The organism is Neomicrococcus aestuarii, assembly GCF_014201135.1.
GTDB lineage: Bacteria > Actinomycetota > Actinomycetes > Actinomycetales > Micrococcaceae > Neomicrococcus > Neomicrococcus aestuarii.
On sequence record NZ_JACHDR010000001.1, the window covers coordinates 585,499 to 611,633 of the forward strand.

Below are 26,135 nucleotides of genomic sequence, written 5' to 3' on the forward strand. Positions count from 1 at the left end.
TCTATGTTGCGCTCACTCATCTCGGCTCTTTTCTGCAATTTCAAGGAAGACGTCTTCGAGGGTGCGTTTACGCATTGCCATCGCGGTAGGCATCGCCTGAGCTGCATCCAGCCATTGACTCAAGGCCACCATGTCCGCCGGCGAGGCGAACTTCGAAAGCCGGTAATTTCCAGGAGTGGTCTCATTCAGGACACCGCCAGACGGAGTCGTCAGTTCTTCCACGGGCAAGCCTGGTCGTGCTTCAAAACTGAGCTCGCCTGATTCTGAAGCATCAGCGCTCCACGAGGTCAATTGAGCGACGGTTCCTTCGGCAACGGTTTGACCGCGATCGATGATGAAGACACGGTCAGAAAGCTTTTCAGCGTCATCCATCAGGTGAGTGGTGAGGACAATACAGGTACCAAGCGCGCGCTGCTCTTGAATCATGTCAAAGACGATCTGACGTGACTGCGGGTCTAAACCGGCAGAAGGTTCGTCCAAGAAGAGGACCTCTGGCTTGCCAAGAAGTGCGGCCGCAAAGGCAACGCGTTGCTTCTGGCCGCCCGAGAGTCGGCGAATATTGGTGTGAGCAAACGCGTGGATGCCCAAGCGGTCTGCTAGCTCATCCACTGACGCGGGATGCTGATACATTCGGGCCACCAGATTCAGCAGCGCAAGAGGTCGAGCAGAAGGCGGCAAGCCGCCGTCCTGAAGCATAACTCCCACTCGCGAGCGCAAGGCGCTCCCGGCGCGATAAGGCTGCTGCCCGAGGACAGTGACGTCGCCACCGTCAGGCTTAAGCAGTCCTTGCGCGCAACTGAGGGTTGTTGACTTGCCCGCGCCGTTGGAGCCCAACAGTGTTGTCACCTCACCAGGCGCGGCCTGAAAATTGACGCCGCGAAGAACCTTGACCATGCGGCCATCAAGGGAAGGGACTGGCCCGAAGTCTTTGCGGAGGTCTCGAACGAGCACAGACGGTTGAAGCACCCGTCGATTCTACGTGAGGTAGAGAAGCCGTGTGTCGCAATGGACCGTTCTCATCGTTCTACTGGGAGTAGTAGTGAGGTTAGCAACGCCTTACTAGCGGCCTCTTGAACAAATAGCGCATACTTGTGTTGTGTATTCCTCTAATTCTTCGACATCAGAGCGCCCGCAGGGTTCCGCTGACGTCCCTGTGGGGGAGGATCGCACTCGCGATCGCGTGCTAGCGACAGTCTTGGAAGATGGACCCATTTCCGCCGCCGAGCTCGGCAAGTCTCTCCAGTTGACGCCCGCGGCAGTCCGCCGCCACCTCGACGCCTTGACTGAACGCGGCCTGATTGAAGTCAAATCCATGGCCCGACAAGCAACGGGGGCAGGCCGTCCGGCTCGACGGTACGTAGTTTCCCAGGGTGGCCAAGAGCGATTAGGTGACGATTATCTCCCTATCGCAGTGGAGGCTCTCCGGGACCTCGAAACTTATGCTGGAAAAGAAGCGGTTGACGCTTTTGTGGCTCGCCGATTTGAGCCCATGGAAAAGCGTTACTCACAGGAACTCGAAGGTATTGAGTCCCTAGAGGATCGCGCAGAGAAAATTGCAGAGTTGCTGTCCGCAGATGGATTTGTGGGATACACCCGCGAAGCCGGACTCACCGGTCAGTTAGCAATGAACCAAGCCATCACTCCATCGATGAGAGCGGCGATGGCAGCGGTTCAGTTGTGTCAGGGGCATTGCCCCGTCTTGGGACTCGCAAAAGAGTTCCCACAGTTTTGTGAACACGAAACAGGAATGTTTTCCCGCCTTCTTGGCGTTGACGTGAGAAGACTCTCCACGTTGGCTACCGGGGGACACGTGTGCACTACGCATATCCCGTTGGGGCGCTTTGAACAAGCGAATCCAGGGGAGAAGAGAGTCAGAGTGAAGTCCACCAGGCAGGAGAAACTGAGATGACTGATCAGTTGGCACAGGACACTCAGGATCCTGGCGTTATCGCCGAAATCCTTGAGAAGAACCCAGAGCTTGAAGGCTTGGGAAACTATGAATACGGTTGGGCTGACAAGAACGACGCCGGTGCAAACGCACGCCGTGGTCTGAGCGAAGAAGTCGTCCGCGACATCTCCGGCAAGAAGAGCGAAGCTGACTGGATGCTTGATCTGCGTCTGAAGGGCTTGAAGTACTTCGAGAAGAAGCCAATGCCAACGTGGGGTGCAGACCTCTCCGGTATTGACTTCGACAACATCAAGTACTTTGTGCGCTCCACGGAGAAGCAAGCACAGTCGTGGGAAGACCTCCCGGACGATATCCGTAATACGTACGAAAAGCTTGGTATCCCCGAAGCTGAGCGCTCCCGCTTGGTTTCCGGCGTTGCCGCACAGTACGAATCTGAAGTGGTTTACCACCAGATTCGTGAAGACCTTGAAGCTCAGGGCGTCATCTTCCTGGACACGGACACTGGTTTGCGCGAGCACCCAGAGATCTTCCAGGAGTACTTCGGCTCTGTGATCCCTGCTGGTGATAACAAGTTCGCTTCGCTGAACACGGCCGTTTGGTCCGGTGGCTCTTTCGTGTACGTCCCTAAGGGCGTCCACGTAGAAATCCCACTGCAGGCGTACTTCCGTATTAACACGGAAAACATGGGTCAGTTCGAACGCACCCTGATCATTGCTGACGAAGACTCTTACGTGCACTACATCGAAGGCTGCACGGCTCCGATCTACCAGTCTGACTCCTTGCACTCTGCCGTGGTGGAAATCATCGTGAAGAAGGGTGCTCGCGTCCGCTACACGACCATCCAGAACTGGTCCACGAACGTGTATAACCTCGTGACCAAGCGCGCCATCTGTGAAGAAGGCGCCACCATGGAATGGATCGACGGAAACATCGGCTCCAAGGTCACCATGAAGTACCCGGCTGTTTACCTGGTTGGCGAGCACGCCAAGGGTGAAACGCTGTCCATCGCCTTCGCTGGCAAGGATCAGCACCAGGACACCGGTTCCAAGATGGTTCACATCGCCCCGAACACCTCATCGTCGATCGTGGCGAAGTCCGTTGCCCGTAACGGTGGTCGTTCTGCGTACCGCGGCCTGGTTCAGGTTCGCGAAGGCGCCAAGGGTGTCAAGAACTCGGTAGTGTGTGACGCCTTGTTGGTGGACACCATTTCACGCTCCGATACCTACCCATACATCGACGTTCGTGAAGACGATGTCACCATGGGCCACGAGGCAACCGTTTCACGCGTTTCGGAAGAGCAGCTGTTCTACCTGATGTCCCGTGGTTTGGCCGAAGACGAGGCCATGGCGATGATCGTGCGCGGCTTCATTGAGCCGATTGCTCGCGAGCTTCCTATGGAATACGCGCTTGAACTCAACCGACTCATTGAACTTCAGATGGAAGGGTCGGTGGGCTAACCATGACCGATGTTATTGCAGAGAAGAACATGACTACTCACGCAAAGCCCATGATTGATGGCATGACCGAAGAGGGCGAGAAGCTCAACTCGGCGAATGTTGATATCGAGCATGCCGCAAAAGACAATCCGGCAGCGCGTCTGATCGGCAACTCCAAGGAAGCCGTCAAGCTCATGAACTCGCGTGCTGAGCGCGTGCAGAGCTTCGACGTTGCAGACTTCCCGTTGCCGAAGGGCCGCGAAGAAGAGTGGCGCTTCAGCCCTCTCAAGAAGCTTGCTCCGTTGTTCGAAGACGCCGCTACGGATGTTCAGGATGGCCAGGAAGCAGTTGATTACTCTGTTTCCGAAAACATCGCTGGCGTCACCGTTGGCACGCTCGCAGTCGGCGAAGCACCGCGCGGAACCGTCTTGGTTCCTGCGGACCGCCCGGCTGTTGTTGCTTCCAAGAACGTTGAAAACGCTCTCCACGTCAAGATCGCAGCGGATGCCGAGCTCACCGAGCCTGTCATCATCACCGCCACGGGTCAGGGCGCTGGTCGTCGCGCAAATGCGCACTATGTCCTCGAGGTTGGCACCCACGCACGTGCCGTCGTCGTACTGGATCACCGCGGCTCCGCAAATCTCACTGAAAATGTGGAAATTGTGGTGGGAGAAGGCGCCGACTTGCGCGTCGTCACCCTGCAGCAGTGGGATGACACCGCCAAGCACGCAGGACAGACGGACGCAATTGTGGGCCGCAATGCCACCTACCGTCACGTTGCCGTTTCCCTGGGTGGCGAGGTAGTTCGCTTGAACTCCAACGTTCGCTTTGCCGCCGAAGGCGCCGAAGCCGAGCTGTTCGGACTGTACTTCGCTGACGCTGGACAGCACCTCGAACACCGCAGCTTCGTGGACCACAACACTCCGCGCAACACCTCCAACGTGCTCTACAAGGGCGCACTGCAGGGTGCTGGCGCACGCACGGTATGGGTGGGCGACGTGCTCATTCAGAAGGAAGCTGAAGGCACCAGCTCCTACGAAGCCAACCGCAACCTCGTGTTGACGGACGGCGCTCGGGCGGACTCCGTTCCGAACCTCGAGATCGAAACCGGTCTCATTGAAGGTGCGGGACACGCCTCCACCACCGGCCGCTTTGATGACGAGCACTTGTTCTACTTCATGGCTCGTGGCATCGACGAGAAGACCGCACGCCTCTTGGTAGTCCGCGGCTTCTTGAACGAAATTGTTCAGCAGATTGGTGTCGATTCAGTCGAGGAAGAGATCATTGCATCCCTCGATAAGGAATTGGAAGCCACTGACGCCGCCGCCGCTGCCGCAGCAGCCAAGGCCTAGAAGCTCACTTCACCAACTTTCAGACCTGAGGAAAGAACACAATGTCTGTACTTGAAATCAAAGACCTCCACGTATCGATCGACACCGAGCAAGGCGCCAAGGAAATCCTCAAGGGCGTAACCTTGACGATCAAGTCCGGCGAGACGCACGCCATCATGGGACCGAACGGTTCCGGCAAGTCCACCCTGGCTTCCTCGATCGCTGGCCACCCTCGTTACAACGTCACGAGCGGCGAAATCCTGCTCGACGGCGAAAACGTCCTTGAGATGTCCGTTGACGAGCGTGCCCGCGCCGGCCTCTTCTTGGCCATGCAGTACCCGGTTGAGGTTCCTGGTGTCACCATGACCAACTTCCTGCGTACCGCTAAGACCGCCATCGACGGTGAAGCGCCTTCATTGCGCCACTGGACGAAGGACGTCAAGGGTGCCATGGAATACCTGAAGATCGACGCTGACTTTGCAAACCGTAACGTCAACGAAGGCTTCTCCGGTGGCGAGAAGAAGCGAGTGGAGATCCTCCAGCTCGAACTCTTCAAGCCTAAGTTTGCAGTCCTCGACGAGACCGACTCCGGCCTTGACGTTGACGCACTGCGCATCGTTTCCGAGGGTGTCAACCGTGCACACGAGGCTAACGACATGGGCACCTTGCTCATCACCCACTACACCCGCATTCTTCGCTACATCAAGCCTGACTTTGTGCACGTCTTCGTTGACGGACACATCGCAGAGCAGGGCGGCCCAGAGCTGGCCGACCGCTTGGAAGAAGAGGGCTACGACCGCTACTTGGCAAAGGCCTAACAATGAGCGAGACCGCACAGACACAGACTCCCTTGGAGGACCTCGAAGAGGCGCTCAAGGATGTTATTGACCCCGAACTCGGAGTCAACGTAGTGGACTTGGGCCTGCTTTACGGGCTCAAGTACGGCGAAGACGGTGCACTGCTGATCGACATGACGTTGACCACCGCAGCGTGCCCGCTCACCGATGTCATCGAAGAGCAAGTGGGCCAGTCCATTGACTCGCTCGTGGACGACTGGCGTCTGAACTGGGTATGGATGCCACCATGGGGTCCAGAGCGCATCACCGACGATGGCCGTGACCAGATGCGCGCGCTCGGTTTCAACATCTAAGTTTCACCGAGTAAATAGCTCTTAAAACTACTGAGGGTCGTACCGAATCTTTTCGATTCAGTACGACCCTCAGTTGTGTTCTGACTGTAATGCAGGTTTTCGAAGCTCTAGGCGGGGTTGTTCAAATCGCTAGCTTCGAGGGTGTTGCACTTGTTGATGTCGCCCGTCTGGTAGCCCTGGAGGAACCACGCTTGACGCTGGGCGGCAGAACCGTGGGTCCATGCCTCTGGCATCACGCGACCGGTGGAGGCTTCCTGAATGCGGTCATCGCCAACAGCCTGCGCGGCTGAGAGAGCGGACTGCAAGTCTGCCTTGGTGAAGGGCTCCAAGAAAGTATTGCCGCTCTCATCCTTGGTCTCGGAAGCGTAAGAAGCCCAGAGGCCTGCAAAGCAGTCGGCCTGCAACTCAACGCGGACGGCGCCGGAGGTTGGGCCAGTGCCACCCTGCTGTGAGTACTGCAACGTGCCGATTTCATTCTGAATGTGGTGACCGTACTCGTGTGCCACGACGTACTCCTCGGCCAAAGCCCCACCGTCTGCGCCGAAGCGATCGCGGAGCAAATCAAAGAATCCCACATCGAAGTATCCGGTCTGGTCTGCTGGGCAGTAGAACGGTCCCACGTCTGAGGAAGCTTGGCCACATCCGGTGTTCACGGCGTCAGCGAAAATCTCTACCTCGGGATCAGCGTGCTCGACGCTGTACTTATCGAGGTAGGGACCCCAGAACGCGTCGAGGCTCTGAACCGTGCCGATAATGCGGCAGTCAGAACGCTGGTCCGCATCTGCACCGGTTTGGCAGTCCGCGCTCTGAGCGCCCTCGGTGCCTTGGGATTGCTGGGTCGTGGAAGAGGTGGAGCCACCCAGACCAAGATCCGTGAGGATCTGGGGGTTGATTCCAAAAAGGGCGGCAAGCAGAACTACCAGAATTCCGCCGCCACCGGCTGCGATTTTTCCGCCAGAACGACCACGCGAATCGCGGACACGTCCCGGGTCAAGTTGTGCGTTGTCATTGAAGCTCATGTGAAAAGAGTAACTGTGAATGCGCTTAAGTAGCGTCTCTTTCTAAAATTCGGCCTACGTCGAGTGCCGCAAACGGCATTGTGGGTGGTTTCGCGCGACTACGGGAACGATAAATGAGCGCGCGGACGTGTGATCCACCACTCGCGGACCCTAGCGGGACTCATCGCCGGTAGAATAGACAGGTTGACTTCCTTTCGAAAGGCTCATTGTGATTTCCGTTTCCGGCTTGGAGCTACGCGCAGGCGCGCGATTGTTGATGGAGGATGTGTCCTTCCGCATCGACAAGGGCGACAAAATCGGTCTCGTGGGCCGCAATGGCGCCGGTAAGACCACTCTTACTCGCGTGCTCGCGGGGGAGGGCCAAGCCGCTAACGGCACCGTGACCCGCAGCGGCACTTTGGGCTACTTGCCGCAGGATCCTCGCACCCCTGACATGGAGCAGCTGGGTCGCGACCGCATCCTTTCAGCGCGTGGCCTAGACCGCGTGGTGCGCGATCTCAAGCAAGCGCAAACGGACATGGCCAGCGAAGATCCGGACGTTCAAAACAAGGCGATGCGCCGTTACGATCGCTTGGAAGCAGAGTTCTTGGCTGGTGGCGGATACGCCGCTGAGTCTGAAGCTGCCACCATTTGTGCGAACCTTGCCTTGGATGACCGCATTCTGGAACAGCCGCTCAAGACTCTCTCCGGCGGACAGCGTCGCCGTGTTGAACTCGCGCGCATCTTGTACGCGAACGCCGACACGCTTCTGTTGGACGAACCCACCAACCACTTGGACGCAGATTCCATCGCCTGGTTGCGTGAATTCTTGAAGAATCACCAGGGCGGGCTGATCGTGATTTCCCACGACACCGACCTGCTGGAAGCCACCGTCAACAAGGTGCTGCACCTTGACGCCAACCGCGGCGAAATCGACGTGTACAACATGGACTGGAAGCGCTACTTGATGCAGCGCGAAACCGATGAGCGTGCCCGTAAGCGCGAACGCGCGAACACGGAAAAGAAGGCTCAGGTTCTCATGGATCAGGCCAACAAGATGCGCGCAAAGGCTACCAAGGCTGTGGCTGCTCAGAGCATGATCAAGCGCGCCGAAAAGATGCTCGCTGGACTTCAAGAAGAGCGTCAAACGGATCGCGTGGCAGCGTTGCGCTTCCCCGATCCAGCGCCGTGTGGAAAGACCCCGCTCATGGCGGAGGGCCTTTCCCGGTCCTACGGCTCGCTGGAGATCTTCACGGACGTTGATCTCGCAATCGACCGCGGTTCCCGTGTGGTCATCCTGGGCCTCAATGGCGCCGGCAAGACCACCTTGCTGCGCATGTTGGCAGGCGTTGATAAGCCGGATACCGGTCAGCTGATCGCAGGTCACGGCCTCAAGATCGGCTACTACGCTCAGGAACACGAAACCCTAGACCACGACCGCACGGTTCTGGAAAACATGCGCTCGGCTGCACCTGCCCACCTTGGCGACGCGGACGTCCGCGGCATTCTGGGTTCGTTCATGTTCACCGGTGATGACGTGGACAAGCCAGCTGGAGTCCTCTCCGGTGGTGAAAAGACCCGTCTCGCCTTGGCGACCATCGTGGCTTCGAGCGCTAACGTTTTGCTCCTCGATGAGCCAACGAACAACCTTGACCCGGCTTCGCGTCACGAGATCCTTGGCGCACTGCGAACCTACACAGGTGCCGTAGTGATGGTCAGCCACGATGAAGGCGCCGTTCAGGCCTTGAACCCCGAGCGCGTGGTGCTCTTGCCGGATGGCGCGGAGGACCTGTGGAACGACGATTACCTTGATCTGGTGACGCTCGCGTAGGGGAAATCCCTACGAGAGATTCTCCTCAATCCAACGATCTTCAGCTTCTTCATCGGTGAGTTTGCCGTCGCGTCGCGCCTTAGTGGGTTTGCGCCGCGCCCGGTAGGCCGAGTGGACCACAGGTGCTTCTTCGCCGCGAGCCTCGGCTTCTTCCTGCGCTTCTTTGTCCTCGCGGTTGATGCGCGCTTGCTGGCGCGCTGCATAACCCAAGGCAATAAACGCTAGGACGCCAAAGGCAAACCACTGCGCGGCGTAGGACAAGTGCGTACCCTCACTGGTCTCAGGCTTCGGCAAGGATTCGGGCATGGTGGCCACAGCGGGATCCTCCGAGACCAAGACTCCGTAGGCGCCGGTCTCAAGGTCCAGACCGGTGAGCTCCGCGAGCTTGGGGAGTTCAATGGAGGCGATCTGGCCTTCCGGTGCATCGCGCGGTACGGAAGGTTCGCCCTCCTTGGCACGCACCACCACGGTCACGGTTCCGCTTGGCGGTGCAGGTACGGTGTCAGGCTGGCCAGCCGTTTGATTACCGATGGGCAACCAGCCGCGGTCCACCGCAATGATGGTGCCGTCGGTGGTTTGGAAAGGAACTAGAACTTCGTAGCCCGGGCTACCGTCCAGAGGACGGTTCCGCACCAGGGTCGTTTGATCGGTGAGATACGTTCCCCGCAATTGCACGGGAGTCCACTTCTTGTCCGCAGGCAGCGTCTCGAAGATCGTGGGTACCGCGCTGAGCGCTATGGGCTCGGCGTTGTAGTTATTCTCGATCTTCTGAATTTCGGCAACCACGGAGTTGCGGCGGTCTAGTTGCCAGTTTCCCAAGCTCACGAAAATGGCGGTGAGAATGCACACCAGAATGAGCCAGCCAAACCATCGGGTCGATATTAAGAACCGGTACACCTAGGACTGGTTTCCTTCCGTCACGTGCGGTGCGTCAAATGGCACCACTTCCTTCAGCATGCCGCGCTGGCGCAAGTACTCGGCTAACCATTCTTGGTGTTCCGCGCACGCTAGCCACACCTTGCGGCGTTCGGGCGTGTGAATTTTGGGGTTGTTCCACAGAATTTGGTACGACGCCGCAGCTCGGCAACCCTTGCGGCTACACTTTTCGGGGGCTGCAGAGGGCGCGCCAAGGCTTCCGAGGATATCGAATGAACTCATGCCGCGTACCTTTCCTTAGCGTTCGATTCTTTCGCTTGCTGCTCGTCGCCGCTATCCGGTGACCCAATTAACTCGCCTTCGAGTATGTCCCGAGCTGCGTCGTCGTCCTGTGAAGGAATGTCATCCATGAACTGAGCTGTGCGGCCCTCCGGCATCACGCTGGGACGGCCATTGGCAATGATCACCGCAAAATAGGGGAGCACGACGGCCGCAACGAGGCAAAGGATCTGGAGCCAACCCTGAACGAAGAACGCCAGAATAAAGCAGAGCACGCGGACGCCCATTGAAACACTGTACTTGACGATGCGTGAGTGCTCGTCGATTGAGGCCCCGGGGCGCGCATCAGTAATGAGAAAAGCCGGTTCTTGATCGGCTGAGCGCGCACGTCTCGCTCTCAAAATTCTGTTCATGGCCCTTCCAATGTTGGGTATCCATTGTCTCACTCTCTTAACCCCGGTGCACTTTCACCACGGTGGAAGTCCTCAACTTGTAGGATGGCTCAGTGAATCGCCGCGTCGGTGCGGTGGCAAGAGGAGGAAATTGTGGCTAACGAGCAAGAGCAAACCGGACGTAGCGTCCTCGTCACTGGTGGTACCCGCGGGATTGGTCTCGCCATTGCCCAAGCATTCCTTGCCAACGGTGACAAGGTGGCAGTGACGTACCGCTCGGGAGAAGTCCCTGAAGGGATGTTGGGCGTCAAGGCCGATGTCACGGATGCCGAATCAATTGACGCAGCGTTCACGGAGGTAGAAGCGCAGCACGGGCCAGTAGAAGTTTTGGTGGCCAATGCCGGTGTCACTAAGGACACGTTGCTGCTTCGCATGAGCGAAGAGGACTTCACCTCAGTGATTGATACGAATCTCACCGGTGCTTTCCGCGTGGTCAAGCGTGCCTCCAAGGGCATGATCCGCCTCAAGAAGGGCCGCGTTGTGCTCATCTCTTCGGTGGTTGGCCTTTTGGGTTCCGCTGGACAGATCAACTACGCAGCTTCTAAATCTGGCCTGATTGGCATCGCTCGTTCGCTGACGCGTGAACTGGGCTCTCGTGGAATCACCGCCAACGTGGTGGCTCCCGGTTACATCGATACGGATATGACCGCCGCTCTGCCGGAGGACATGAAGAAGCAGTACATGCAGTCCATTCCAGCTGGCCGCTTTGCAGACCCCTCCGAGGTCGCCAACGTGGTGCGCTGGCTCTCCAGCGACGAAGCAGCCTACATTTCCGGCGCTGTCATCCCCGTGGATGGCGGTTTGGGCATGGGGCACTAAGCGAACCCCCGCCCCACATTGTGGTTTTAGTTTGAGAACATCGGCTGTGTGAGCGGCCACCAACAACTTTGGAAAGAAGGTCCTCCGTGGGTTCACTCGAAGGAAAGTCCGCCATTGTCACCGGTTCCTCCCGTGGCATCGGCGCCGACACCGCTAAGCTCCTCGCCGCAGACGGCGCGGGCGTGGTCATCAACTACCGTCAGAAGGCACCTCGCGCCAACAAGGTCGTCAAGGAGATTACCGAGGCTGGCGGCCGCGCCGTAGCCGTGGGCGCTGACCTCACCACGGCAGAGGGCGCTCAGGCGCTCGTCGACGCAGCCGTGGAGAATTTCGGCGGACTCGACATTCTAGTTCTTAACGCTTCCGGCGGCATGGAATCTGGCATGGGCGATGACTACGCGTTGCGTTTGAACCGTGACGCTCAGGTGGGAATGGTTCAAGCCGCGCTTCCTGCCATGAAGAACGGCGGCCGCATTGTGTTTGTGACCAGCCACCAGGCTCACTTCATTGACAAGGTATCCACCATGGACGCTTACGAGCCCGTTGCGCGCTCCAAGCGCGCTGGCGAAGTTGCGCTCCGTGACATGGTTCCTTCCCTTCAAGAATCCGGCGTAAGTCTTGTGGTGGTATCCGGAGACATGATCGAAGGCACCATCACCGCAACGTTGCTGGACCGCGCAGAGCCGGGCGCCATCGAAGCCCGACGCGAGGCCGCTGGCAAGCTCTACTCGGTAGAAGAGTTCGCGGCCGAGGTGGCTGCGATGGTCACTGCTGACGTCGAATCCGGCCACACCGAATACGTGGGCGGCGCAGAAGACTTCTTGAAGCAGCACGGGAACTAATAAAATCGCACAATCACAGCAAGTGCCGCATCGGAACCCAAAGGGAACCGGTGCGGCACTCGCTTTTTAAGGACTATGAACCGTCCCGGGAATCATGCCGCTTGTTTGTTGGCGGCGTCGTCGGGTAACGAGCTGGTTTGTAGATCATAATATGTCTGCTCGTATTCCTCTGGCGTTTGGTGGTCCAGGGCGGAATGCAGGCGTTCGTTGTTGTACCAGTGGACCCACTCGAAGACGATTTCCATGACGTCGGTTTCGGTCTTCAACGCCCCGCTGCGGAACGGTGAATCCTTCGCAACGGCCTCGTTCTTGAACAACCCCATCACGGTCTCGGCTGCTGCGTTGTCATAGGCGTCACCAACGCTGCCAATGGACGGTTGTAGGCCCTCCAAGGCCAGGGTGTCGGTGTACCGGATCGAGGTGTACTGGCTTCCGGCATCGCTGTGGTGAATTAGTCCCGTCGGTGCCGGGCGGCTGGTGTGTTCGCGCCGCCACAAGGCCATCCGCAGGCAGTGTTCGACAAACGCGGTGTCCTTGACGGTTGAAGTTTCCCAGCCGAGGATCGCCCGGGAATACAGGTCGATGACCAGGGCAACGTAGACGAATCCGGAGTAGACCGGGACGTACGTAAAATCAGTGACCCAGATCTGGTTCGGAGCCGCGGCGGTGAAGTCCCGGTTCACCAGGTCCCCGGCACGGCGGCCGTCCTTGCCGGGGATGGTGGTGCGGGTCTTGCGGCCTCTGACGAGCCCGTTCATGCCTTCTTCGCGCATGAGCCGGTCCACGGTGTGTTTGGAGGCTTCCGGGAAGCCGTTACGGCGCAGCCACTGTGTCATTTTCCGCCGTCCGTAGATGATCTCGGGACGGGGGCGTCCCTTCGCGTCGGGGACTTTCACAGCACGAAGTGCATCGGTGAGGCGGGCGTCTTCGATGGTGCGCAGGGCTGGAAGGCGTTTCTTCCACGCCCGGTAGGTTCGTGCGGCGACCCGCACGCCCTGCTCCCGCAGGACGGCACAGATCGACTCGACCGCGTAACCTTCAGCGCGCATTTCGTCGATGAATCGACAGATCAACGGCGGCGAGGGTCGAGCTCCCTCGCGAAGAAAATCGAGGCCTGTTTCAGGATCTCGTTAGACTCTTTCAAGTCCCGCACCTCAGCCCGGAGCCGCTTGATTTCCTCCAACTCATCAGTGCTTGGTCCGGTCTTCTCACCGGCATCGATCTGAGCCTGGACAACCCAGCGCCGGAGCGATTCAGGGCCCACCCCGAGCTTCGGGGCCAGTGCCTTGCAGGCAGCATAGACAGACGGGTATTCGGACAACCGATCCATGGTCATGCGCACTGCACGGTCACGAACTTCGGGCGGGAACTGCTTGGGCATAGTCACTATCTTTCTCACAGAAGATAGCGGCATCAAACCCGGGACGGTTCACTATAACTGCCGTCAGTGATTGCGGCGTATGCCTTTTACCTAGTCTTTTTTGTCGGGATCCTCGCCGCAGATCACTTCGTTCCACGGCCGGTACGTCCATGTCAGTTTGTCCGTGGGCAAGGAGGCAGAACCGTTGGTGCGCGTTCGGGTGGTGGTGATGGTGAAGCCTTCCTGGCCACCAGTTTCAGGCACGCACTTCTCCGCTTCGTTGTAAACGGTCTCGGGCTCAGTTTTGTTGTAGGGATCAGTCGATGAAACAGTGACGTTCCACTTCTTGGTACCCCACAGCACGGAAACAACCTCGGAATCCGTGACGTAAGTTTGGATCAGGACCGGTTTGTCAGTGGTGTTGCGCCATTTCATATCGATCTGGCCTGACCACAAGGTGGCTTCACGTCCGGCGGGGTATCGATCAAACCATCGGGAGTGTGGACGGTGCTCCACGTCATCCATGCCGCCCAAGAATCCCACGTTGAACAACTGCGTGGAGATTTGGGACAGGCCGCCGCCCACGGCGGTAGTGGAGAAGCCGTCCTCGACAACGCCGGACTCAAAAAATCCGTTAGCGGTGGTGATAGGGCCCAAAGCGTTTTCGAGGGAGAATACTTCGCCGGGCTGAACAATTACGCCGGTGACCTTCTTAGCGCCAGCAACAAGGTTCTTGGTGCGAGTGGAATCGTACGTGGGGTACGGCGTTGCGAACTCCACGATCTTCTTGGTCAGACCCCAGCTCTTCACTTCAGCTGTGGTGACTTCGGGCTGTACCTCCGTGAAGGCGACGCTGGCGGTTCGGGCCTCAGTGGTGCTGGCTTCGAGCACTTTGCTGTTCAAGCCAGTGTTGTCGATCGCGCGTCCAGTCCGACTAGCCACGACTACAGGCACTTGGTTTTTGAAGACCACACTGGCGTCCCGCGCCGTCGACTTTAAGCTGGAATTTGCTGCGATCACCGCGTTGGTCAGTTTGTTGTTGCCGACCACCAAGCTGACCTTGGAATCCTCGGTGGTGAAGGCTGAGGCGTTGGCCAATGCGTTAGGAGTCAGAACAGCGTTGTAAGCACCAGCCTTCACGGTGATATTTCCGCTGACCAAGGCTTCGGCTTGTTCGCGAGCATCAGTGAAAGCGGATGCTGGCATCTTGGGATCCACAGTCTCAGTGACGGCCTCAACTTCGCGTGATTCGTTGCGCCACTCGCTCGCCACTGCCTCTTCGGTTTTCTCGAGATCTACGGAGACGCCGTCGGTTGGCTCGTCGAAGACAACTTTTCCGTTGGAGAAGGAGAGCTTGCCCTCTTTCGGATCACGATTCAAGGTTTCCGCAGCGGTTTCAAGCGCGTTGCCCAGGACCGCAGTATCTGCGGAGGTCTTCAGCGGTATGTTGGTGCCGCCGAACACCCGTTGGTACAGAGCCACTGGGTCCAAAGTGAATCCGGTTAATCCGTCGAGGGTTCCTTCGTAGTCCAAGCCCAGTCCCGCTTTTTCAGGTGTCAGAGCGACGCGATCGTCTCCGGAAACCACCATGACCTTTTCTTGGAGCTCGTCCCCAAACGACTCCTTGAGCGCCGAGAGCGCAGCCGCATAGGACAATCCGCCAACTTCGACGCCTTCAACCTGGGCATCGCGTGGAACTTGATCTTGGAGCGCATACGCCGCGCCACCATAACCACAGGCTACGAGCACCACGGCGGCGCTCGAGATGATCCAGGCCTTCTTCTTCGACTTCGCGGAGCCCTTGCTCGCGGACGAAGTGGAATCTGACGTGTTCTTTGCAGTCATGCTGGTGTTAACAATCCATGTAGAGGAAACGGCTCTGAGCCCTGTTGCTCCAAGAATAGGACTTTCTGCGCCCTAGAAACGTTGCACGCCGGAGCGTCGCGAAATCGAGACCGCACTGTTATTTTCTGTGAGGCTCACAGATGGTGGCGGCTTGGCTAGATTCCCCACAACAACGGCAAGATGTCGAGGCGGCGCTGGCGTACGACGACGCTGGCTACCGCTTCGAGTGCGGGCTTAGCGCAGAAGGCCACACCAATGCCGGCAGTTTCGAGCATGTCAATATCGTTGGCCCCGTCGCCGACGGCGATGGTTGCGGAAAGCGGTACGCCGAACTCTTCGGCCCATTGCTTCACGTAGCGGGCTTTAGCGGCACGGTCCACGATTTCGCCGACCACACGACCAGTGAGGTGACCGTCCACGATCTCGAGCTCGTTCGCGGCAAAGGCGTCCAAACCAATCTTTTCGGCCAACGGTGCCAACACCTGGTTGAATCCACCGGACACCGCCACCAGCTTGTTGTTCTGCAAGTGCAGCGCTTGCGCCAGTTGGAAGGCGCCGGGTGTGAACTCCACGCGTTCCACCACCTCAGCGATGATGCTTTCCGGAAGTCCGGCGAGCGTTGCGACGCGTTCACGCAAGCTTTGCGCAAAATCAAGTTCACCGCGCATTGCGGCTTCCGTGACAGCCGCAACCTCTGCTTCTTTGCCAGCGTGGGAGGCCAGCATTTCAATCACTTCTTGTTCAATCAGCGTGGAGTCAACGTCCGTGACTACCAGCACCTTCTCTGCAGCCAGAAGGCTCGTGGGAACCTTAGCGAAGCCGTCGTAATGCGAGCCTGAGCCGGCGCCCACGGAATCTTCGCCAACCCCGAACGGAGCGAGAGCCGCAGCGATCTGCTCGTCGTGAGCGGCGGCGTCGTAATCCCAGCGGGATCCGGAAATTTCACCAGACTCGGAAATCTTCCAGGCAACCACGGACTGGGGGAGGGCTGAGGACTCGGACAAGTGATTTTGGCTCATGAAAGTATTCTCCAGTGCGCGCAACAGGCAAGAAAGATTTATGACCCGCTCCACAAAATTTCGCGGTAACGGTGCTCTCTAGCCTACTGTTTTGAACATGGTGCAAGTGCTTGAGTTCGTAGACGTTGATGTGGTCCGTGGCCACAAAGAGATTTTGAAGAAGTTTTCGTGGGAAGTAGACGAAGGTGAACGTTGGGTAGTTCTAGGCCCTAACGGCGCCGGAAAGACCACGCTCCTTCAGCTGGCTTCCACGCGCATGCACCCCACCCGGGGCACGGTTTCCGTGTTTGAAGAGCAGCTGGGCAAGGTGGATGTCTTCGAGCTTCGCCCGCTGATCGGCTTGAGCTCGGCGGCTCTGCTCAACCACATCCGTGGCGATGAGAAGGTACTCGACGTGGTGCTGACGGCTGCCTACGGCATGACCGGACGCTGGCGTGAAGAATACGAGAAGCTCGATGAGCGTCGCGCGTTCCAGCTCTTGCACGAGTGGGGCATGTCCACCATGATCAACCGCAAGTTCGCCTCGCTGTCCGAAGGCGAGCGTAAGCGCGTACAGATCGCTCGCGCGCTCATGACGGATCCTGAACTGTTGCTGTTGGATGAGCCGGGTGCCGGGTTGGACCTCGCAGGCCGTGAAGACCTCGTTAAGCGACTGACCACGCTGGCCCAAGATGGTGCCGCGCCTACTTTGGTGCTCGTGACGCACCACCTCGAAGAAATCCCACCCGGATTCACGCACGCCCTCCTGATTCGCGATGGCGAAAAGGTAGCCGCCGGACCGCTTGCCGAGGTGATGACGGAAGAGAACCTGTCCACCACCTTCGACGCGAAGCTCCGCCTCATGCAGACTGAGGGACGATTCATGGCGGTCGCCGCCCAGTAATGGATTTTTGGCGCGAACTCATCATCCTGCTCGGAGGCCTCTGGGCGGGAACCATCAACACGATCGTGGGCTCCGGCTCCCTCGTGACCTTCCCCATTCTCGTGGCGCTTGGCTACGCGCCGGTCAACGCCGTAGTTTCCAACGCCATGGGCCTTGTTGCCGGTGGCTTCTCCGGTGCGTGGGGATATCGCCGCGAAGCGGCCTCCGTGAAGACGGTCCTGCTGAAGCTGTTGCCTGTGTCCCTCGTGGGCGGCCTCTTGGGCGCCTACCTGCTGTTGCATTTGCCCGAAACCGTGTTTGGTTACGTGGCGCCCGTTCTGATCTTGCTCGCCGTGCTTTTGGTGATCTTCCAGCCGGCATTGTCCGCCTGGGCGCGCCAGCGTGCGGGGGAGCGCAACTCAGATCCCGCTGACGCGGACAAGCAAAAACTACCCGTCCTGTTGTATGTCTTGGTGTTCTTGACGGGAATCTACGGCGGATACTTCACCGCCGCTCAGGGCGTCATCCTGATGGGAATCTTCGGAGTCTTCCTGCACGCCAGCCTGCAGCAGTCCAATGCCATCAAGGTGATCCTGTCCCTCGTGGTGAATCTAGTCGCCGCTATCTCCTATTTGCTGTTCGCCTGGGAGCGAATCCACTGGGAGGCCGTCCTGCTGATCGCGGTCGGCAGTCTGATCGGCGGTTTTGTGGGAGCCAAGATCGGCAGGAAGCTTTCGCCAAATATCTTGCGACTCGTGATCGTCATTCTGGGCACCGTGGCCTTTATCAACATGATCTTCAAGCTCATCAACGGCTAGACCCGCACCTTGACTACTTCGTTCTTGCCACCCAATGTGGTCCATCTTGAAAATGCCGACGATCCGCGCGTTGCCGACTATGTGGCGCTTTCCGATGCCGCGCTTCGCCAAAAACGCGACCCCGAGCAGGGGATCTACATCGCGGAGTCCACCAACGTCGTCAAGCGCGCTATTGCGGCCGGGCACACCCCGCGAAGTTTTTTCCTCACCGAGAAATGGCTCCCCAAACTATCGGAGGAAATCGCTCGTTTCCCAGAGGTTCCCGTCCTGATGGGCTCACCGGAGATCCTGGCAGAGATCGCCGGATTCCACTTGCACCGAGGCGCACTCGCCGCTATGAACCGGCCGGCAATTGCCGATGTTGCTGACATCCTGACCGGGGCTAAGCGAGTTGCGATTTTGGAGGGGCTGACCGATCACACGAATGTCGGTGCGATCTTCCGGAACGCGGCGGCTATTGGTGTTGGTGCGGTGCTGATTTCACCACAATGCGCCGACCCGCTTTATCGACGCTCTATTCGTGTCTCGATGGGAACGGTGTTTCAGATCCCATGGGCACGAGTCCAGGAATGGCCGGAAGGGCTGGAGAAGCTCAAAGAGGCGGGATTTTTCCTAGCCGGCATGTCCTTGGGTGAAGACTCCATCACGCTGGATCAGCTCATCGCTAAGCGCTCCTCGAAGCTTGCATTGATCTTTGGAACAGAAGGTGACGGACTAACGACTGAGACTGATCGCTTGCTTGATGCGCGCGTGACCATTCCCATGATGAATGGCGTAGATTCACTCAACGTTGCAGCCTCATCAGCCGTGGCGTTCTACATGACGCGGTAGCGTCACTGGCGGCTAACGCTGAATTCTGGGCTGAGTCCAATCGAACAATGAAGCCCATTACCTATTGCCTTTTGCGAACCGCCGTCCGTCAATGTGCGAGTCAAGAGTTCTCCTGGCTATGATTGATTCGACGGGGGACCAACTTGCACGGAGGAAACTATGAGAACCTCCACTAAGCAGGAGCTAGCGACGTTATCTCGGATGTTTTCGCCCGCCGTTATGCGGGAGCTCGGAAAATCCGGAACCTCCCCCCTTCTTGCGCGATTGCTGCGGGAAACAAGTCTGCCAGAGTCCCTCCCTCTGGATGCGACGCTCGCGGACGCCTTTGAACTGGCATTCGCGACGCTGAGCAGGATGGGTAACCGTGATGATTACGTTTATCGGACAGCAGTCACACAGAAAATAGTTCTCGGCAGGCATAGTCTGCGAACGGCTACGGTCTTAAATGAGGTTAGGGCCGGACGTTCAAAGGCTGATGTCGTAGTGCTCAACGGCACCTCCACGGCTTACGAGATCAAGTCCGAACGCGACTCTTTTCGACGATTGCCGCAACAGCTCGCGGACTATTGTTCTGTTTTTGCGTCAGTCAACGTCGTAACGAGTCCAAATCAGGTGGAAGCAGTCCTGCAGTTAGCTCCCGAAGATGTTGGTGTTCTTACACTCTCGTCGCGTTATCGGCTTCAAACCGTACGTAAAGCTGTTGACCGACCTGAACGCACATCACCAGTGTCGCTGCTCGAGACTCTTCGAATTGACGAGGCAGCACAAGTACTCTCGCTTCTTGACATCTCGTACCCAGACGTCCCTAACACCTTGCGATGGGGCATGCTACGTGAAATCTTCGCTGGCCTGGAAGCAACAAGCGTCCATTCGAGTGTGGTGCGCGTCCTCAAATCCACGCGCTCATGCGCCGGACTCGAGCCGGTAGTAAAGCGGCTTCCCGTTCATCTTGCTGTAGCAGTCCTGTCGACAGACCCATCCCCTGCCGCGACTCGGAACCTGAGCACGGCGACGTGGCAACCGCTCGCGTCCGTATTAGCTTGGAGTTAGGATCCGATGTATTACCCTTTCTTTCGGGGCAAGCAGTTTGAGCTCTTAGCGATCCGCGAGTCAGCGAAGGTGATCGCAGACGCAGGCTTTACTCCGATCATTGAACCTGTGCGTCAGACGCTAAGCGGCCTCCAACGAGCGCTCAAGGAACTCGTTGAGGAAGGGGCCACGGCTGCGGTCATAATTAATCCGCGACACGGCGACCACAGGAACGGAGGTGATCATCTCGCAGCCGACCTTCGAGAGAAATATGCCGACAATGATGCGATTGCCCCCGCCATACTATTGACCAGCGAAATGGGCCTGGAGGAGGCGCTAGCGAAAATCGCTCCTTACGAAGGCCGGTCCCTAACCTTTGTTCATGCAGGCTTTACGGACGGGAAGGGTCTGGCTGCCAAGCTACCCTCCGGGGACTTCACTCACGTTTTCCTTGATGCTCGCAACATCCTTTACCGGCGGCCATTCAGGGGCGGACGACGAATTTTGGTGGAAGACGGATTCGAGCGCAAGAAGAACGCTGATTATGGTCCCATCGACCGCTTTTCGGACCTTCACGTCACCTTTGAGGAACTGGGCGGTGATGGTTATGGAGATTTTCTGACCATTGGGGACCATTACACCGAGGGCGGTGGCCCAGCTTATGCCGTGGCGATCCATCTGACTTTTATTGACTCTGAGCAAGACGACGCGATGTTCGTCTACCACTTTGTTTCCGACTCGAACGACACCCCGGTCGACCCAGCGGGTAAGTTTGCACAGGCGCTCGACAAGCTGATCAGGGAAGTAGACCGTGAGGGGTCCAAAGTTCTCAACACATCGGCGGTGAAAGAGTTCCGCGATCTTCATGACCGAGGGCACTTCCCAGGCCTTGGTTTCGTAAAGAAATTGTCAATTAAGCATCATCTCGAGACACTCGCGGACTTTCAGGCAAATGGCTAGCCGGCGATGTTGCGCAAATTGCTTTAGCGACCGCCTGATTCGTGAAGAACTCGTCGCTCAATGTGACCCTATTGACCAAACCTGCGACTATTGTGGCGCATTGAATGTCCAATGTGTGGAGCCGGAGCGACTCGGCCAGTGGTTCTCGACCCTCATGGCGACATATGAGGAAGTCGACGAGGGCAAACCAATCGTGCAACTCCTAGACGAGGAATGGGGATTTTTTCGGGACTCAGGACTTCGTCCGGCAGAAGCCAAAGACTTGCTCGCTGACGTGCTCGACGATGGGGAGCTTGTCCGCAGGCTGTTCGTTCCAATTGAGCACGTTGGTGGGGGCAACCTCAAACGCTGGGAAGACTTGCGCGATGAGATGATGCACGTGAACCGGTGGTTCCTGGCCGAACCCATGGACATGGACCGAATCAAGGAGCTTCTAAGCCAACTGATTGCGTCACCTTCCACTCTCAGCGATCTGAAATGGTTTAGGGCTCGCCTACTGGGGGGCGACGCGCCCTACCAGGTCGACGAAATGGGTGCACCACCACCTCACCTTGCAGGACATGGTCGCGCGAACCCTGCCGGTATTCCATACCTCTACCTTGGTTCTACTCGAGCAACTGCGGTGGCCGAGCTAAGGCCGCACACTGGAGAGCTAGCATGTGTGGCAGAGTTTCAGTTAGGGAAGCCCGATCTGAAACTGGCCGATCTTAGGGATCCGCGAAGTCTGATTTCGCCCTTGTTCGGCGATGAAAGTCAAATGATCAAACTTCGAGCGGATCTGCCACTCCTAGAAAGGCTCGGTGACGAACTCACCCGCCCAGTTCACCCCCGAGGGGCACCTTATGAGTACATTCCTACACAGTACCTATGCGAATACGTGAAGACGTGTGGCTTCCACGGCGTCATGTATCGGAGCTCTGTCAGTAGCGACAAGGGTGTTAATATCGCACTTTTTGACCCCGAGCTGGCAACACCAATTAGCGTGGAAGAAGTTTCCGTTGAACGGGTGAGTGTTCAGATCAGCACACCCTCAAACGCATATAGCTAATCTTTTAGCTCATTGGTCTCGTAGACGCTTGGGTGCAACACTTCCGTTAGTCACTCGCTCGCCTTAATGGCAGCTGCCATCCCCAGAAGAAGCTTAAAAGTCTGGGACATGTGATTTGAGCGGACTCCAAAAGAGCTTGGCAACAGGCATTCAGGAGGGACTGCCGAAAGCAACAAGTATCGGCTATGGACGAGCCTTGCTACCTGGCTCAGTGAAAGCAGCCTCTTGCCCTTGATTTTTGAAACTTTCTCTCGATACGGTCAGTCAGATCATTTCCACCATCTCGATATCCTGGCTATCGAAGAGTTCGTGGAGAGCGAAGCGACTGTGAAGTACTGGGATCGGATCGGACTCTCCACTCAAGCGCAGGAACGTCCGCAGCCTACTTTGGGAACTTCTTTCAGTTCCGGAGAGTATCTGGTGACTAATTAAGTGTTGCGGGTATTCGAGTCGGAACTATTGAGGAAGAACCGATTTCCATTGTTCGGAGCTAAAGGATTCAAGTGTTCTTTCTGGATTCGTGAATAGTTTAGCGAGATTAACGTAGCGAATAAGCCAACACTCATATGATTTCTTGTCTCCAGCGGCGTCTGGTGTCCCAAGCGCGGAAAGGAAATTCTCCGAGACAGTAATTGAAACGTCTTGGAGATAGACCGTGGCGAGCTCCTTCGCCATCTTGATTAACTGGACATGAACGACTGATGGGATTTCGGCAAATTGGTTACCGTCACGAGCGGAACGTCTCCACAACATTTCATCCAGTAGTGCTGAAGCCGACTTGCGGCTGGGGCTGAATTCCTGAGCTTTATGGCGTTCATCCAACACACATTGCAAAATTGAATCATCCACTTCAACCATACTCTCAAGTGCCCTTATGGATATTCTTTGAGTAGACTCGATCGCTTCCCGCATTAGGGCTAATGAGATGCTTCCCGGAGATTCGTGGACGTTAATGTATCGAGATACTTGATAACCCCCGTCCCTTAGAGTTTCGACCAGCACCTGTCCAACCTTGTCACGATGATCGTGTAGCAATTCAGGGGCGATATTGATTTCTTTTCGGAGCTTCACCCGGTAAAGAAAGAATTCCTTGTCGCGATCGTCCTTTTCTCGCATTCTACGTAGCATTGACTCCAGGGCTGCCTCGTACGTTCCGATATGAAGTGCCTGATTTTCATGGAAATCAATGTATTTCGAAGTTTTCTCAGGCTCGTTCTTGAATGCCCTTTCTCTAATGTGCGCCCCCTCTTCAGGCGGAAGGGAGTACTCAGATTTGGGCCATTCGGACTCCGTCGACGTGTGATACCAAATTGAATCCAGCACTTGACTGTCCGTTAGAGCTGGATCATCTTCATCTCGAAGCCGAATGTCCGAACGGTTTGCATTGAGATCGTTCTGGCAGTACTTGCACTTGGGGCTGTCAGTCGTGGTCTGGTTATGATATTCCGCGGCTAAAAGGCAATTGCGCTTCCGGCATTTTTCGCATTTGAACCAATAATTATAGTTGAAGTCGATTTTGCGTTCAATAAGCATGAATTGAGAACCCTTCTTTGCTCTGTCGACCGAAGCGACAAGCCTCAAGTCAATAGACTTAGGAAATTGCATCCGTGCAACTACCGATAAACATAGATATCGTTAAATTGCAGTCGATAACCATTCGTTGGGGATTGTGACCGAACCTTCCATTCTGGGGCGACTAAGTAGTGAATGTCAGATGGCCCAATACGTCTGAATGATGCAGATAAGACGGAATGCACCGTCTCCAAATAGACACCGACTGTGGTGGCAACGGTGCGGAGCGACAGCCCACGCGTCCTGCCGGCTAGGATCTCTGCACGTAGTTGTCGGTCAACGTGGATCGTCGGCGACCAGCTATCCCGGTTGGGTGCGACGCCTTGATTCCATGCTGAAGTCGTAGGGGCGTCAGCTGAGTTCTGGTAGCGGCGATTACTCTAGCGAGAGCGAAGGTTGCAGGTGGATCCGCGTTTCCACCTGCAACCATTCCATAGGCACGATGAATGGAATGCCGCAATCTAGAATGTCGATAAGAACCAAGAGCCCGTCAATAGTGTCCCAGGCTAGGTCGCGGACTCTTGCGACGACTAGTGAGTCACCTGGACTCATGGCTTGTCGTGCAGCCTGCAGAGCTGGGCGATTTTCGATTACTAGTTGTCGATTGGTAGGCACTTCGAACAGCCGATCCCAGATCGACTGTAACGCCTCTCACAGGCGAGCGATAGTCGCCGGATCATCCGTCCGACGCAGAAAGCCAATGAGCGCCATGATCGTTTCTCCGTTCGACAAACCCTCCCATCGCTGTACCCAGATGGAAACTGACGGTGGATACTTTCCCGCACTTCTAGACCTTCGCATGAAGAGTGTCAATTGAACACTTCAGAAGCAATGATCGGGCTGGCAATTTGCGTAAATACATTGGGGTTGCAGGGTTTTTTCAAGCTAGCCAGCACCTGGTCGGGACCGTCGAAACGATGGGATCCTACGCGTTTCGCAGCCTTGAACACTATGTGACACTACATAATTTAGGTGCAATCTTCCGGCCCGCCGCAAGGTTCGGCGTGGATGGAATCCTCTTCAGTGAGCCTTGCGCCGATCCACTGTACCGGCGCTCCATCCGCGTGAGCATGGGAGGGGTCTTCCAAATTCCGTGGGCCAGAACTGGCCCTCTGGATAAGGCGCTGACCCAGCTCAAAACCTCCGGGTTCACAGTCGCCGCGATGGAACTGACCGCGGATTCAATCGACATTGATTCGTTCAACGCTGGCTCGCTCGACAAACTCGCGCTCGTCCTCGGAACCGAAGGCGCGGGCGTGTCAGAATCCACCCTGAAACTGGCGGACGTTGCCCTCCAAATCCCCATGCGAGCCGGCGTTGATTCGCTCAATGTAGCTGCGGCGTCGTCCGTCGCAATGTGGGAACTGAGATACCGGGGAACCGCCTAGCCACTGGATGCGCGATACGGGCTGTTTTCGTGTAAGATTATTAGCTGGCTCTGCACTCGCAAAGCCAGCACGTCCCCAACGGTCACTGGCAAAATCCAGTGTCCTTGACGCAAAGGTTTATAAATGAAGGCTGACATTCACCCGCAGTACGGCCCGGTTGTTTTCCACGACCTTGCCTCTGGCGAAAAGTTCCTCACCCGCTCGACGGTTTCGACTGACCGCACCATCGAATGGGAAGACGGAAACACCTACCCACTCGTTGACGTGGAAATCTCCGCTGCATCGCACCCGTTCTACACCGGTAAGCAGCGCATCATGGACACCGCAGGTCGAGTGGAGCGCTTCAACCAGCGCTTCAAGGGCTTCGGCAAGAAGTAAATATACTGAGGTAATGACTTCAAACGCCTCTTCGCAAGAACCTCAAAAACACCACGGTGGATTCAAGGTTCCAGGAGGCAAATTAGTCGTCGTTGATCTCGAGTCGATATCCGGTGTGATTTCGACTGCGAGCATCAACGGCGACTTTTTTCTTGAGCCAGATTCTGCGCTCGAAGATCTGAACCGCTCCCTCGTAGGGTTGAGCATCAACGCAGATCACTCGACCATCCGTGACGCAATCCAATCCGCACTCCCCGCGGAGGCGCACATGATTGGATTCGACGCACATTCCGTGGCGATGAGCGTACGTCGCGCCACTGGACACGCGACGCAATGGAGCGACCACGAGTGGCAGGTCATCCCGCCCACCGTCCTTTCACCGGAACTCAATGTTGCACTCGATGAAGTGCTGACGCGCGAAGTCGCAGCGGGAACCCGTCCGCCGACACTGCGATTTTGGGACTGGGACGCCCCAGCCGTGGTGATTGGCTCTTTCCAGGCCGTCCATAACGAAGTCGATCCGAACGCTGCCCAGGAACACGGCATCCACATTATTCGCCGCATATCCGGCGGCGGTGCCATGTTCATGGAGGCCGGAAACTGCATCACCTACTCGCTCTATGTCCCGCCGTCTCTGGTAGATGGCAAGTCCTTCGCCGACTCCTATCCGTACCTGGACGCGTGGGTCATGGAAGCCCTCGAACGAGTAGGTATCGAAGCCTTCTATAAGCCTCTCAATGACATTGCGACGCCACAAGGCAAGATCGGTGGAGCCGCTCAGAAGCGCTTGGCTACAGGTGCGCTATTGCACCACGTCACGATGAGCTATGACATCGACGCGGACAAGATGTCCGAGGTCCTTACAGTCTCGAAAGAAAAGATCTCCGACAAGGGAATTAAGAGCGCCAAAAAGCGCGTAGATCCTTTGAAACGGCAGACCGGTTTGTCCCGCGCGGCGATCATCGACGTCATGATGCAGACCTTCACCGAGCGCTACGACGCAACGCCTGCGGAGGTGGGGGAGTCCTCACTCGCTGCCGCCGAGGAGCTCGTGGCAACGAAGTTTGGAACCACGGAGTGGACCTACCGCTTGCCGTAGGGC

26 protein-coding genes are annotated in these 26,135 nt (G+C 57.1%); 17 read left to right on the plus strand and 9 right to left on the minus strand.

Features of this window, described 5'->3' with window-relative positions:
* Positions 1 to 12: 12 nt before the first annotated feature.
* A complete protein-coding gene (locus HD598_RS02565; RefSeq protein ID WP_409366167.1) occupies positions 13 to 966 on the minus strand; it encodes an ABC transporter ATP-binding protein in 954 nt (317 codons plus the stop codon).
* Positions 967 to 1,096: 130 nt separating this feature from the next.
* Between HD598_RS02565 and HD598_RS02570 the strand changes: the two genes are divergently transcribed.
* Genes HD598_RS02570 through HD598_RS02590 form a run of 5 tightly spaced genes read left to right on the plus strand, consistent with a single transcriptional unit; the run spans position 1,097 to position 5,826 of the window.
* Positions 1,097 to 1,909: a helix-turn-helix transcriptional regulator gene (locus tag HD598_RS02570; protein WP_183663595.1), complete on the plus strand. Its 813-nt coding sequence runs from the start codon at positions 1,097 to 1,099 to the stop codon at positions 1,907 to 1,909.
* A complete protein-coding gene (sufB, locus tag HD598_RS02575) occupies positions 1,906 to 3,366 on the plus strand; it encodes a Fe-S cluster assembly protein SufB (protein WP_071893654.1) in 1,461 nt (486 codons plus the stop codon). Before HD598_RS02570 ends, sufB begins: the two co-directional genes overlap by 4 nt.
* A 29-nt stretch (positions 3,367 to 3,395) precedes the next feature.
* Complete coding sequence (sufD, locus tag HD598_RS02580) at positions 3,396 to 4,697, plus strand: Fe-S cluster assembly protein SufD (protein WP_260170472.1); 1,302 nt, start codon at positions 3,396 to 3,398, stop codon at positions 4,695 to 4,697.
* A 41-nt stretch (positions 4,698 to 4,738) separates the two neighbouring features.
* Positions 4,739 to 5,494: a Fe-S cluster assembly ATPase SufC gene (gene sufC / locus HD598_RS02585; RefSeq protein ID WP_183663599.1), complete on the plus strand. Its 756-nt coding sequence runs from the start codon at positions 4,739 to 4,741 to the stop codon at positions 5,492 to 5,494.
* Positions 5,495 to 5,496: 2 nt separating this feature from the next.
* On the plus strand, positions 5,497 to 5,826 hold the full coding sequence (locus HD598_RS02590; RefSeq protein ID WP_071893652.1) for a metal-sulfur cluster assembly factor: 330 nt from the start codon (positions 5,497 to 5,499) through the stop codon (positions 5,824 to 5,826).
* Between the two features lie 107 nt (positions 5,827 to 5,933).
* Here HD598_RS02590 and ypfJ read toward each other — a convergent pair whose 3' ends face one another.
* Positions 5,934 to 6,845, minus strand: a complete 912-nt coding sequence (gene ypfJ, locus HD598_RS02595) for a KPN_02809 family neutral zinc metallopeptidase (RefSeq protein WP_071893651.1) — start codon at positions 6,843 to 6,845, stop codon at positions 5,934 to 5,936.
* A gap of 208 nt (positions 6,846 to 7,053) precedes the next feature.
* On the opposite strand from ypfJ, the gene HD598_RS02600 reads away from it, so the two are divergent.
* Positions 7,054 to 8,655 (plus strand): ABC-F family ATP-binding cassette domain-containing protein, encoded by a 1,602-nt coding sequence (locus HD598_RS02600; protein ID WP_183663601.1) that lies wholly within the window; start codon positions 7,054 to 7,056, stop codon positions 8,653 to 8,655.
* Positions 8,656 to 8,664: 9 nt separating this feature from the next.
* Here the strand turns inward: HD598_RS02600 and HD598_RS02605 are convergent, their stop codons facing one another.
* Genes HD598_RS02605 through HD598_RS02615 form a run of 3 tightly spaced genes read right to left on the minus strand, consistent with a single transcriptional unit; the run spans position 8,665 to position 10,223 of the window.
* Positions 8,665 to 9,552, minus strand: a complete 888-nt coding sequence (locus HD598_RS02605; protein WP_071893649.1) for an SURF1 family cytochrome oxidase biogenesis protein — start codon at positions 9,550 to 9,552, stop codon at positions 8,665 to 8,667.
* Positions 9,553 to 9,813, minus strand: a complete 261-nt coding sequence (locus tag HD598_RS02610) for a hypothetical protein (protein ID WP_071893648.1) — start codon at positions 9,811 to 9,813, stop codon at positions 9,553 to 9,555.
* Positions 9,810 to 10,223 carry a DUF3099 domain-containing protein gene (locus tag HD598_RS02615; RefSeq protein ID WP_071893647.1) on the minus strand — a complete coding sequence of 138 codons (414 nt, stop codon included), beginning with the start codon at positions 10,221 to 10,223 and terminating at the stop codon, positions 9,810 to 9,812. The genes HD598_RS02610 and HD598_RS02615 overlap by 4 nt, the downstream gene beginning before the upstream one ends.
* A gap of 132 nt (positions 10,224 to 10,355) precedes the next feature.
* Here HD598_RS02615 and HD598_RS02620 point away from each other — a divergent pair, with 132 nt between their 5' ends.
* Together HD598_RS02620 and HD598_RS02625 are read left to right on the plus strand one after the other, a co-directional pair.
* Positions 10,356 to 11,081, plus strand: coding sequence for a beta-ketoacyl-ACP reductase (locus HD598_RS02620; protein ID WP_084637297.1), 726 nt, complete (start codon positions 10,356 to 10,358; stop codon positions 11,079 to 11,081).
* An 86-nt stretch (positions 11,082 to 11,167) separates the two neighbouring features.
* Positions 11,168 to 11,923 carry an SDR family oxidoreductase gene (locus HD598_RS02625; RefSeq protein ID WP_183663603.1) on the plus strand — a complete coding sequence of 252 codons (756 nt, stop codon included), beginning with the start codon at positions 11,168 to 11,170 and terminating at the stop codon, positions 11,921 to 11,923.
* Between the two features lie 92 nt (positions 11,924 to 12,015).
* On the opposite strand, the gene HD598_RS02630 is transcribed toward HD598_RS02625, so the two are convergent.
* The 3 genes from HD598_RS02630 to serB form a co-directional block, all read right to left on the minus strand.
* Positions 12,016 to 13,304, minus strand: a protein-coding gene (locus HD598_RS02630; protein ID WP_183663605.1) for an IS3 family transposase whose coding sequence is annotated in 2 segments (ribosomal slippage) — positions 12,016 to 13,031 and positions 13,031 to 13,304 — 1,290 coding nt in all. Because the reading frame shifts where the segments join, the coding sequence is not laid out codon by codon here.
* A gap of 90 nt (positions 13,305 to 13,394) precedes the next feature.
* Positions 13,395 to 15,128, minus strand: a complete 1,734-nt coding sequence (locus HD598_RS02635; RefSeq protein ID WP_183663607.1) for a VanW family protein — start codon at positions 15,126 to 15,128, stop codon at positions 13,395 to 13,397.
* Positions 15,129 to 15,283: 155 nt separating this feature from the next.
* Positions 15,284 to 16,147: a phosphoserine phosphatase SerB gene (serB, locus tag HD598_RS02640; RefSeq protein ID WP_183663609.1), complete on the minus strand. Its 864-nt coding sequence runs from the start codon at positions 16,145 to 16,147 to the stop codon at positions 15,284 to 15,286.
* Between the two features lie 97 nt (positions 16,148 to 16,244).
* Between serB and HD598_RS02645 the strand changes: the two genes are divergently transcribed.
* The 6 genes from HD598_RS02645 (at position 16,245) to HD598_RS02670 (ending at position 21,695) form a co-directional block, all read left to right on the plus strand.
* Positions 16,245 to 17,030 carry an ABC transporter ATP-binding protein gene (locus tag HD598_RS02645; RefSeq protein ID WP_183663611.1) on the plus strand — a complete coding sequence of 262 codons (786 nt, stop codon included), beginning with the start codon at positions 16,245 to 16,247 and terminating at the stop codon, positions 17,028 to 17,030.
* A complete protein-coding gene (locus tag HD598_RS02650; protein ID WP_183663613.1) occupies positions 17,030 to 17,827 on the plus strand; it encodes a sulfite exporter TauE/SafE family protein in 798 nt (265 codons plus the stop codon). Before HD598_RS02645 ends, HD598_RS02650 begins: the two co-directional genes overlap by 1 nt.
* A gap of 9 nt (positions 17,828 to 17,836) precedes the next feature.
* Positions 17,837 to 18,658: a TrmH family RNA methyltransferase gene (locus tag HD598_RS02655; RefSeq protein WP_183663615.1), complete on the plus strand. Its 822-nt coding sequence runs from the start codon at positions 17,837 to 17,839 to the stop codon at positions 18,656 to 18,658.
* 354 nt (positions 18,659 to 19,012) lie between these two features.
* A complete protein-coding gene (locus tag HD598_RS13830) occupies positions 19,013 to 19,708 on the plus strand; it encodes a sce7726 family protein (protein ID WP_409366195.1) in 696 nt (231 codons plus the stop codon).
* Between the two features lie 6 nt (positions 19,709 to 19,714).
* Positions 19,715 to 20,647, plus strand: coding sequence for a sce7725 family protein (locus HD598_RS02665; RefSeq protein WP_183663620.1), 933 nt, complete (start codon positions 19,715 to 19,717; stop codon positions 20,645 to 20,647).
* A 154-nt stretch (positions 20,648 to 20,801) separates the two neighbouring features.
* A complete protein-coding gene (locus tag HD598_RS02670; RefSeq protein WP_260170473.1) occupies positions 20,802 to 21,695 on the plus strand; it encodes an RES family NAD+ phosphorylase in 894 nt (297 codons plus the stop codon).
* A gap of 456 nt (positions 21,696 to 22,151) precedes the next feature.
* On the opposite strand, the gene HD598_RS02675 is transcribed toward HD598_RS02670, so the two are convergent.
* On the minus strand, positions 22,152 to 23,228 hold the full coding sequence (locus tag HD598_RS02675) for a hypothetical protein (protein WP_183663624.1): 1,077 nt from the start codon (positions 23,226 to 23,228) through the stop codon (positions 22,152 to 22,154).
* A gap of 845 nt (positions 23,229 to 24,073) precedes the next feature.
* Here HD598_RS02675 and HD598_RS02680 point away from each other — a divergent pair.
* The 3 genes from HD598_RS02680 (at position 24,074) to HD598_RS02690 (ending at position 26,132) form a co-directional block, all read left to right on the plus strand.
* On the plus strand, positions 24,074 to 24,655 hold the full coding sequence (locus HD598_RS02680; RefSeq protein WP_409366168.1) for a TrmH family RNA methyltransferase: 582 nt from the start codon (positions 24,074 to 24,076) through the stop codon (positions 24,653 to 24,655).
* A 123-nt stretch (positions 24,656 to 24,778) separates the two neighbouring features.
* Entirely contained in the window at positions 24,779 to 25,033 is a 255-nt protein-coding gene (locus tag HD598_RS02685) for a type B 50S ribosomal protein L31 (RefSeq protein WP_071893639.1), read from the plus strand.
* A 13-nt stretch (positions 25,034 to 25,046) separates the two neighbouring features.
* Positions 25,047 to 26,132 carry a lipoate--protein ligase family protein gene (locus HD598_RS02690; RefSeq protein WP_183663626.1) on the plus strand — a complete coding sequence of 362 codons (1,086 nt, stop codon included), beginning with the start codon at positions 25,047 to 25,049 and terminating at the stop codon, positions 26,130 to 26,132.
* Positions 26,133 to 26,135: the final 3 nt, after the last annotated feature.

What these genes read in the sequence shown, in the direction of transcription:
- sufB (WP_071893654.1), top strand. Translation starts at nt 1,906, where the DNA reads ATGACTGATCAGTTGGCACAGGACACTCAGGATCCTGGCGTTATCGCC.
- sufD (WP_260170472.1), top strand. Translation starts at nt 3,396, where the DNA reads ATGACTACTCACGCAAAGCCCATGATTGATGGCATGACCGAAGAGGGC.
- sufC (WP_183663599.1), top strand. Translation starts at nt 4,739, where the DNA reads ATGTCTGTACTTGAAATCAAAGACCTCCACGTATCGATCGACACCGAG.
- HD598_RS02590 (WP_071893652.1), top strand. Translation starts at nt 5,497, where the DNA reads ATGAGCGAGACCGCACAGACACAGACTCCCTTGGAGGACCTCGAAGAG.
- ypfJ (WP_071893651.1), bottom strand. Translation starts at nt 6,845, where the DNA reads ATGAGCTTCAATGACAACGCACAACTTGACCCGGGACGTGTCCGCGAT.
- HD598_RS02610 (WP_071893648.1), bottom strand. Translation starts at nt 9,813, where the DNA reads ATGAGTTCATTCGATATCCTCGGAAGCCTTGGCGCGCCCTCTGCAGCC.
- HD598_RS02615 (WP_071893647.1), bottom strand. Translation starts at nt 10,223, where the DNA reads ATGAACAGAATTTTGAGAGCGAGACGTGCGCGCTCAGCCGATCAAGAA.
- HD598_RS02635 (WP_183663607.1), bottom strand. Translation starts at nt 15,128, where the DNA reads ATGACTGCAAAGAACACGTCAGATTCCACTTCGTCCGCGAGCAAGGGC.
- serB (WP_183663609.1), bottom strand. Translation starts at nt 16,147, where the DNA reads ATGAGCCAAAATCACTTGTCCGAGTCCTCAGCCCTCCCCCAGTCCGTG.
- HD598_RS02645 (WP_183663611.1), top strand. Translation starts at nt 16,245, where the DNA reads ATGGTGCAAGTGCTTGAGTTCGTAGACGTTGATGTGGTCCGTGGCCAC.
- HD598_RS02650 (WP_183663613.1), top strand. Translation starts at nt 17,030, where the DNA reads ATGGATTTTTGGCGCGAACTCATCATCCTGCTCGGAGGCCTCTGGGCG.
- HD598_RS13830 (WP_409366195.1), top strand. Translation starts at nt 19,013, where the DNA reads ATGGGTAACCGTGATGATTACGTTTATCGGACAGCAGTCACACAGAAA.
- HD598_RS02665 (WP_183663620.1), top strand. Translation starts at nt 19,715, where the DNA reads ATGTATTACCCTTTCTTTCGGGGCAAGCAGTTTGAGCTCTTAGCGATC.
- HD598_RS02670 (WP_260170473.1), top strand. Translation starts at nt 20,802, where the DNA reads ATGGCGACATATGAGGAAGTCGACGAGGGCAAACCAATCGTGCAACTC.
- HD598_RS02675 (WP_183663624.1), bottom strand. Translation starts at nt 23,228, where the DNA reads ATGCTTATTGAACGCAAAATCGACTTCAACTATAATTATTGGTTCAAA.
- HD598_RS02685 (WP_071893639.1), top strand. Translation starts at nt 24,779, where the DNA reads ATGAAGGCTGACATTCACCCGCAGTACGGCCCGGTTGTTTTCCACGAC.
- HD598_RS02690 (WP_183663626.1), top strand. Translation starts at nt 25,047, where the DNA reads ATGACTTCAAACGCCTCTTCGCAAGAACCTCAAAAACACCACGGTGGA.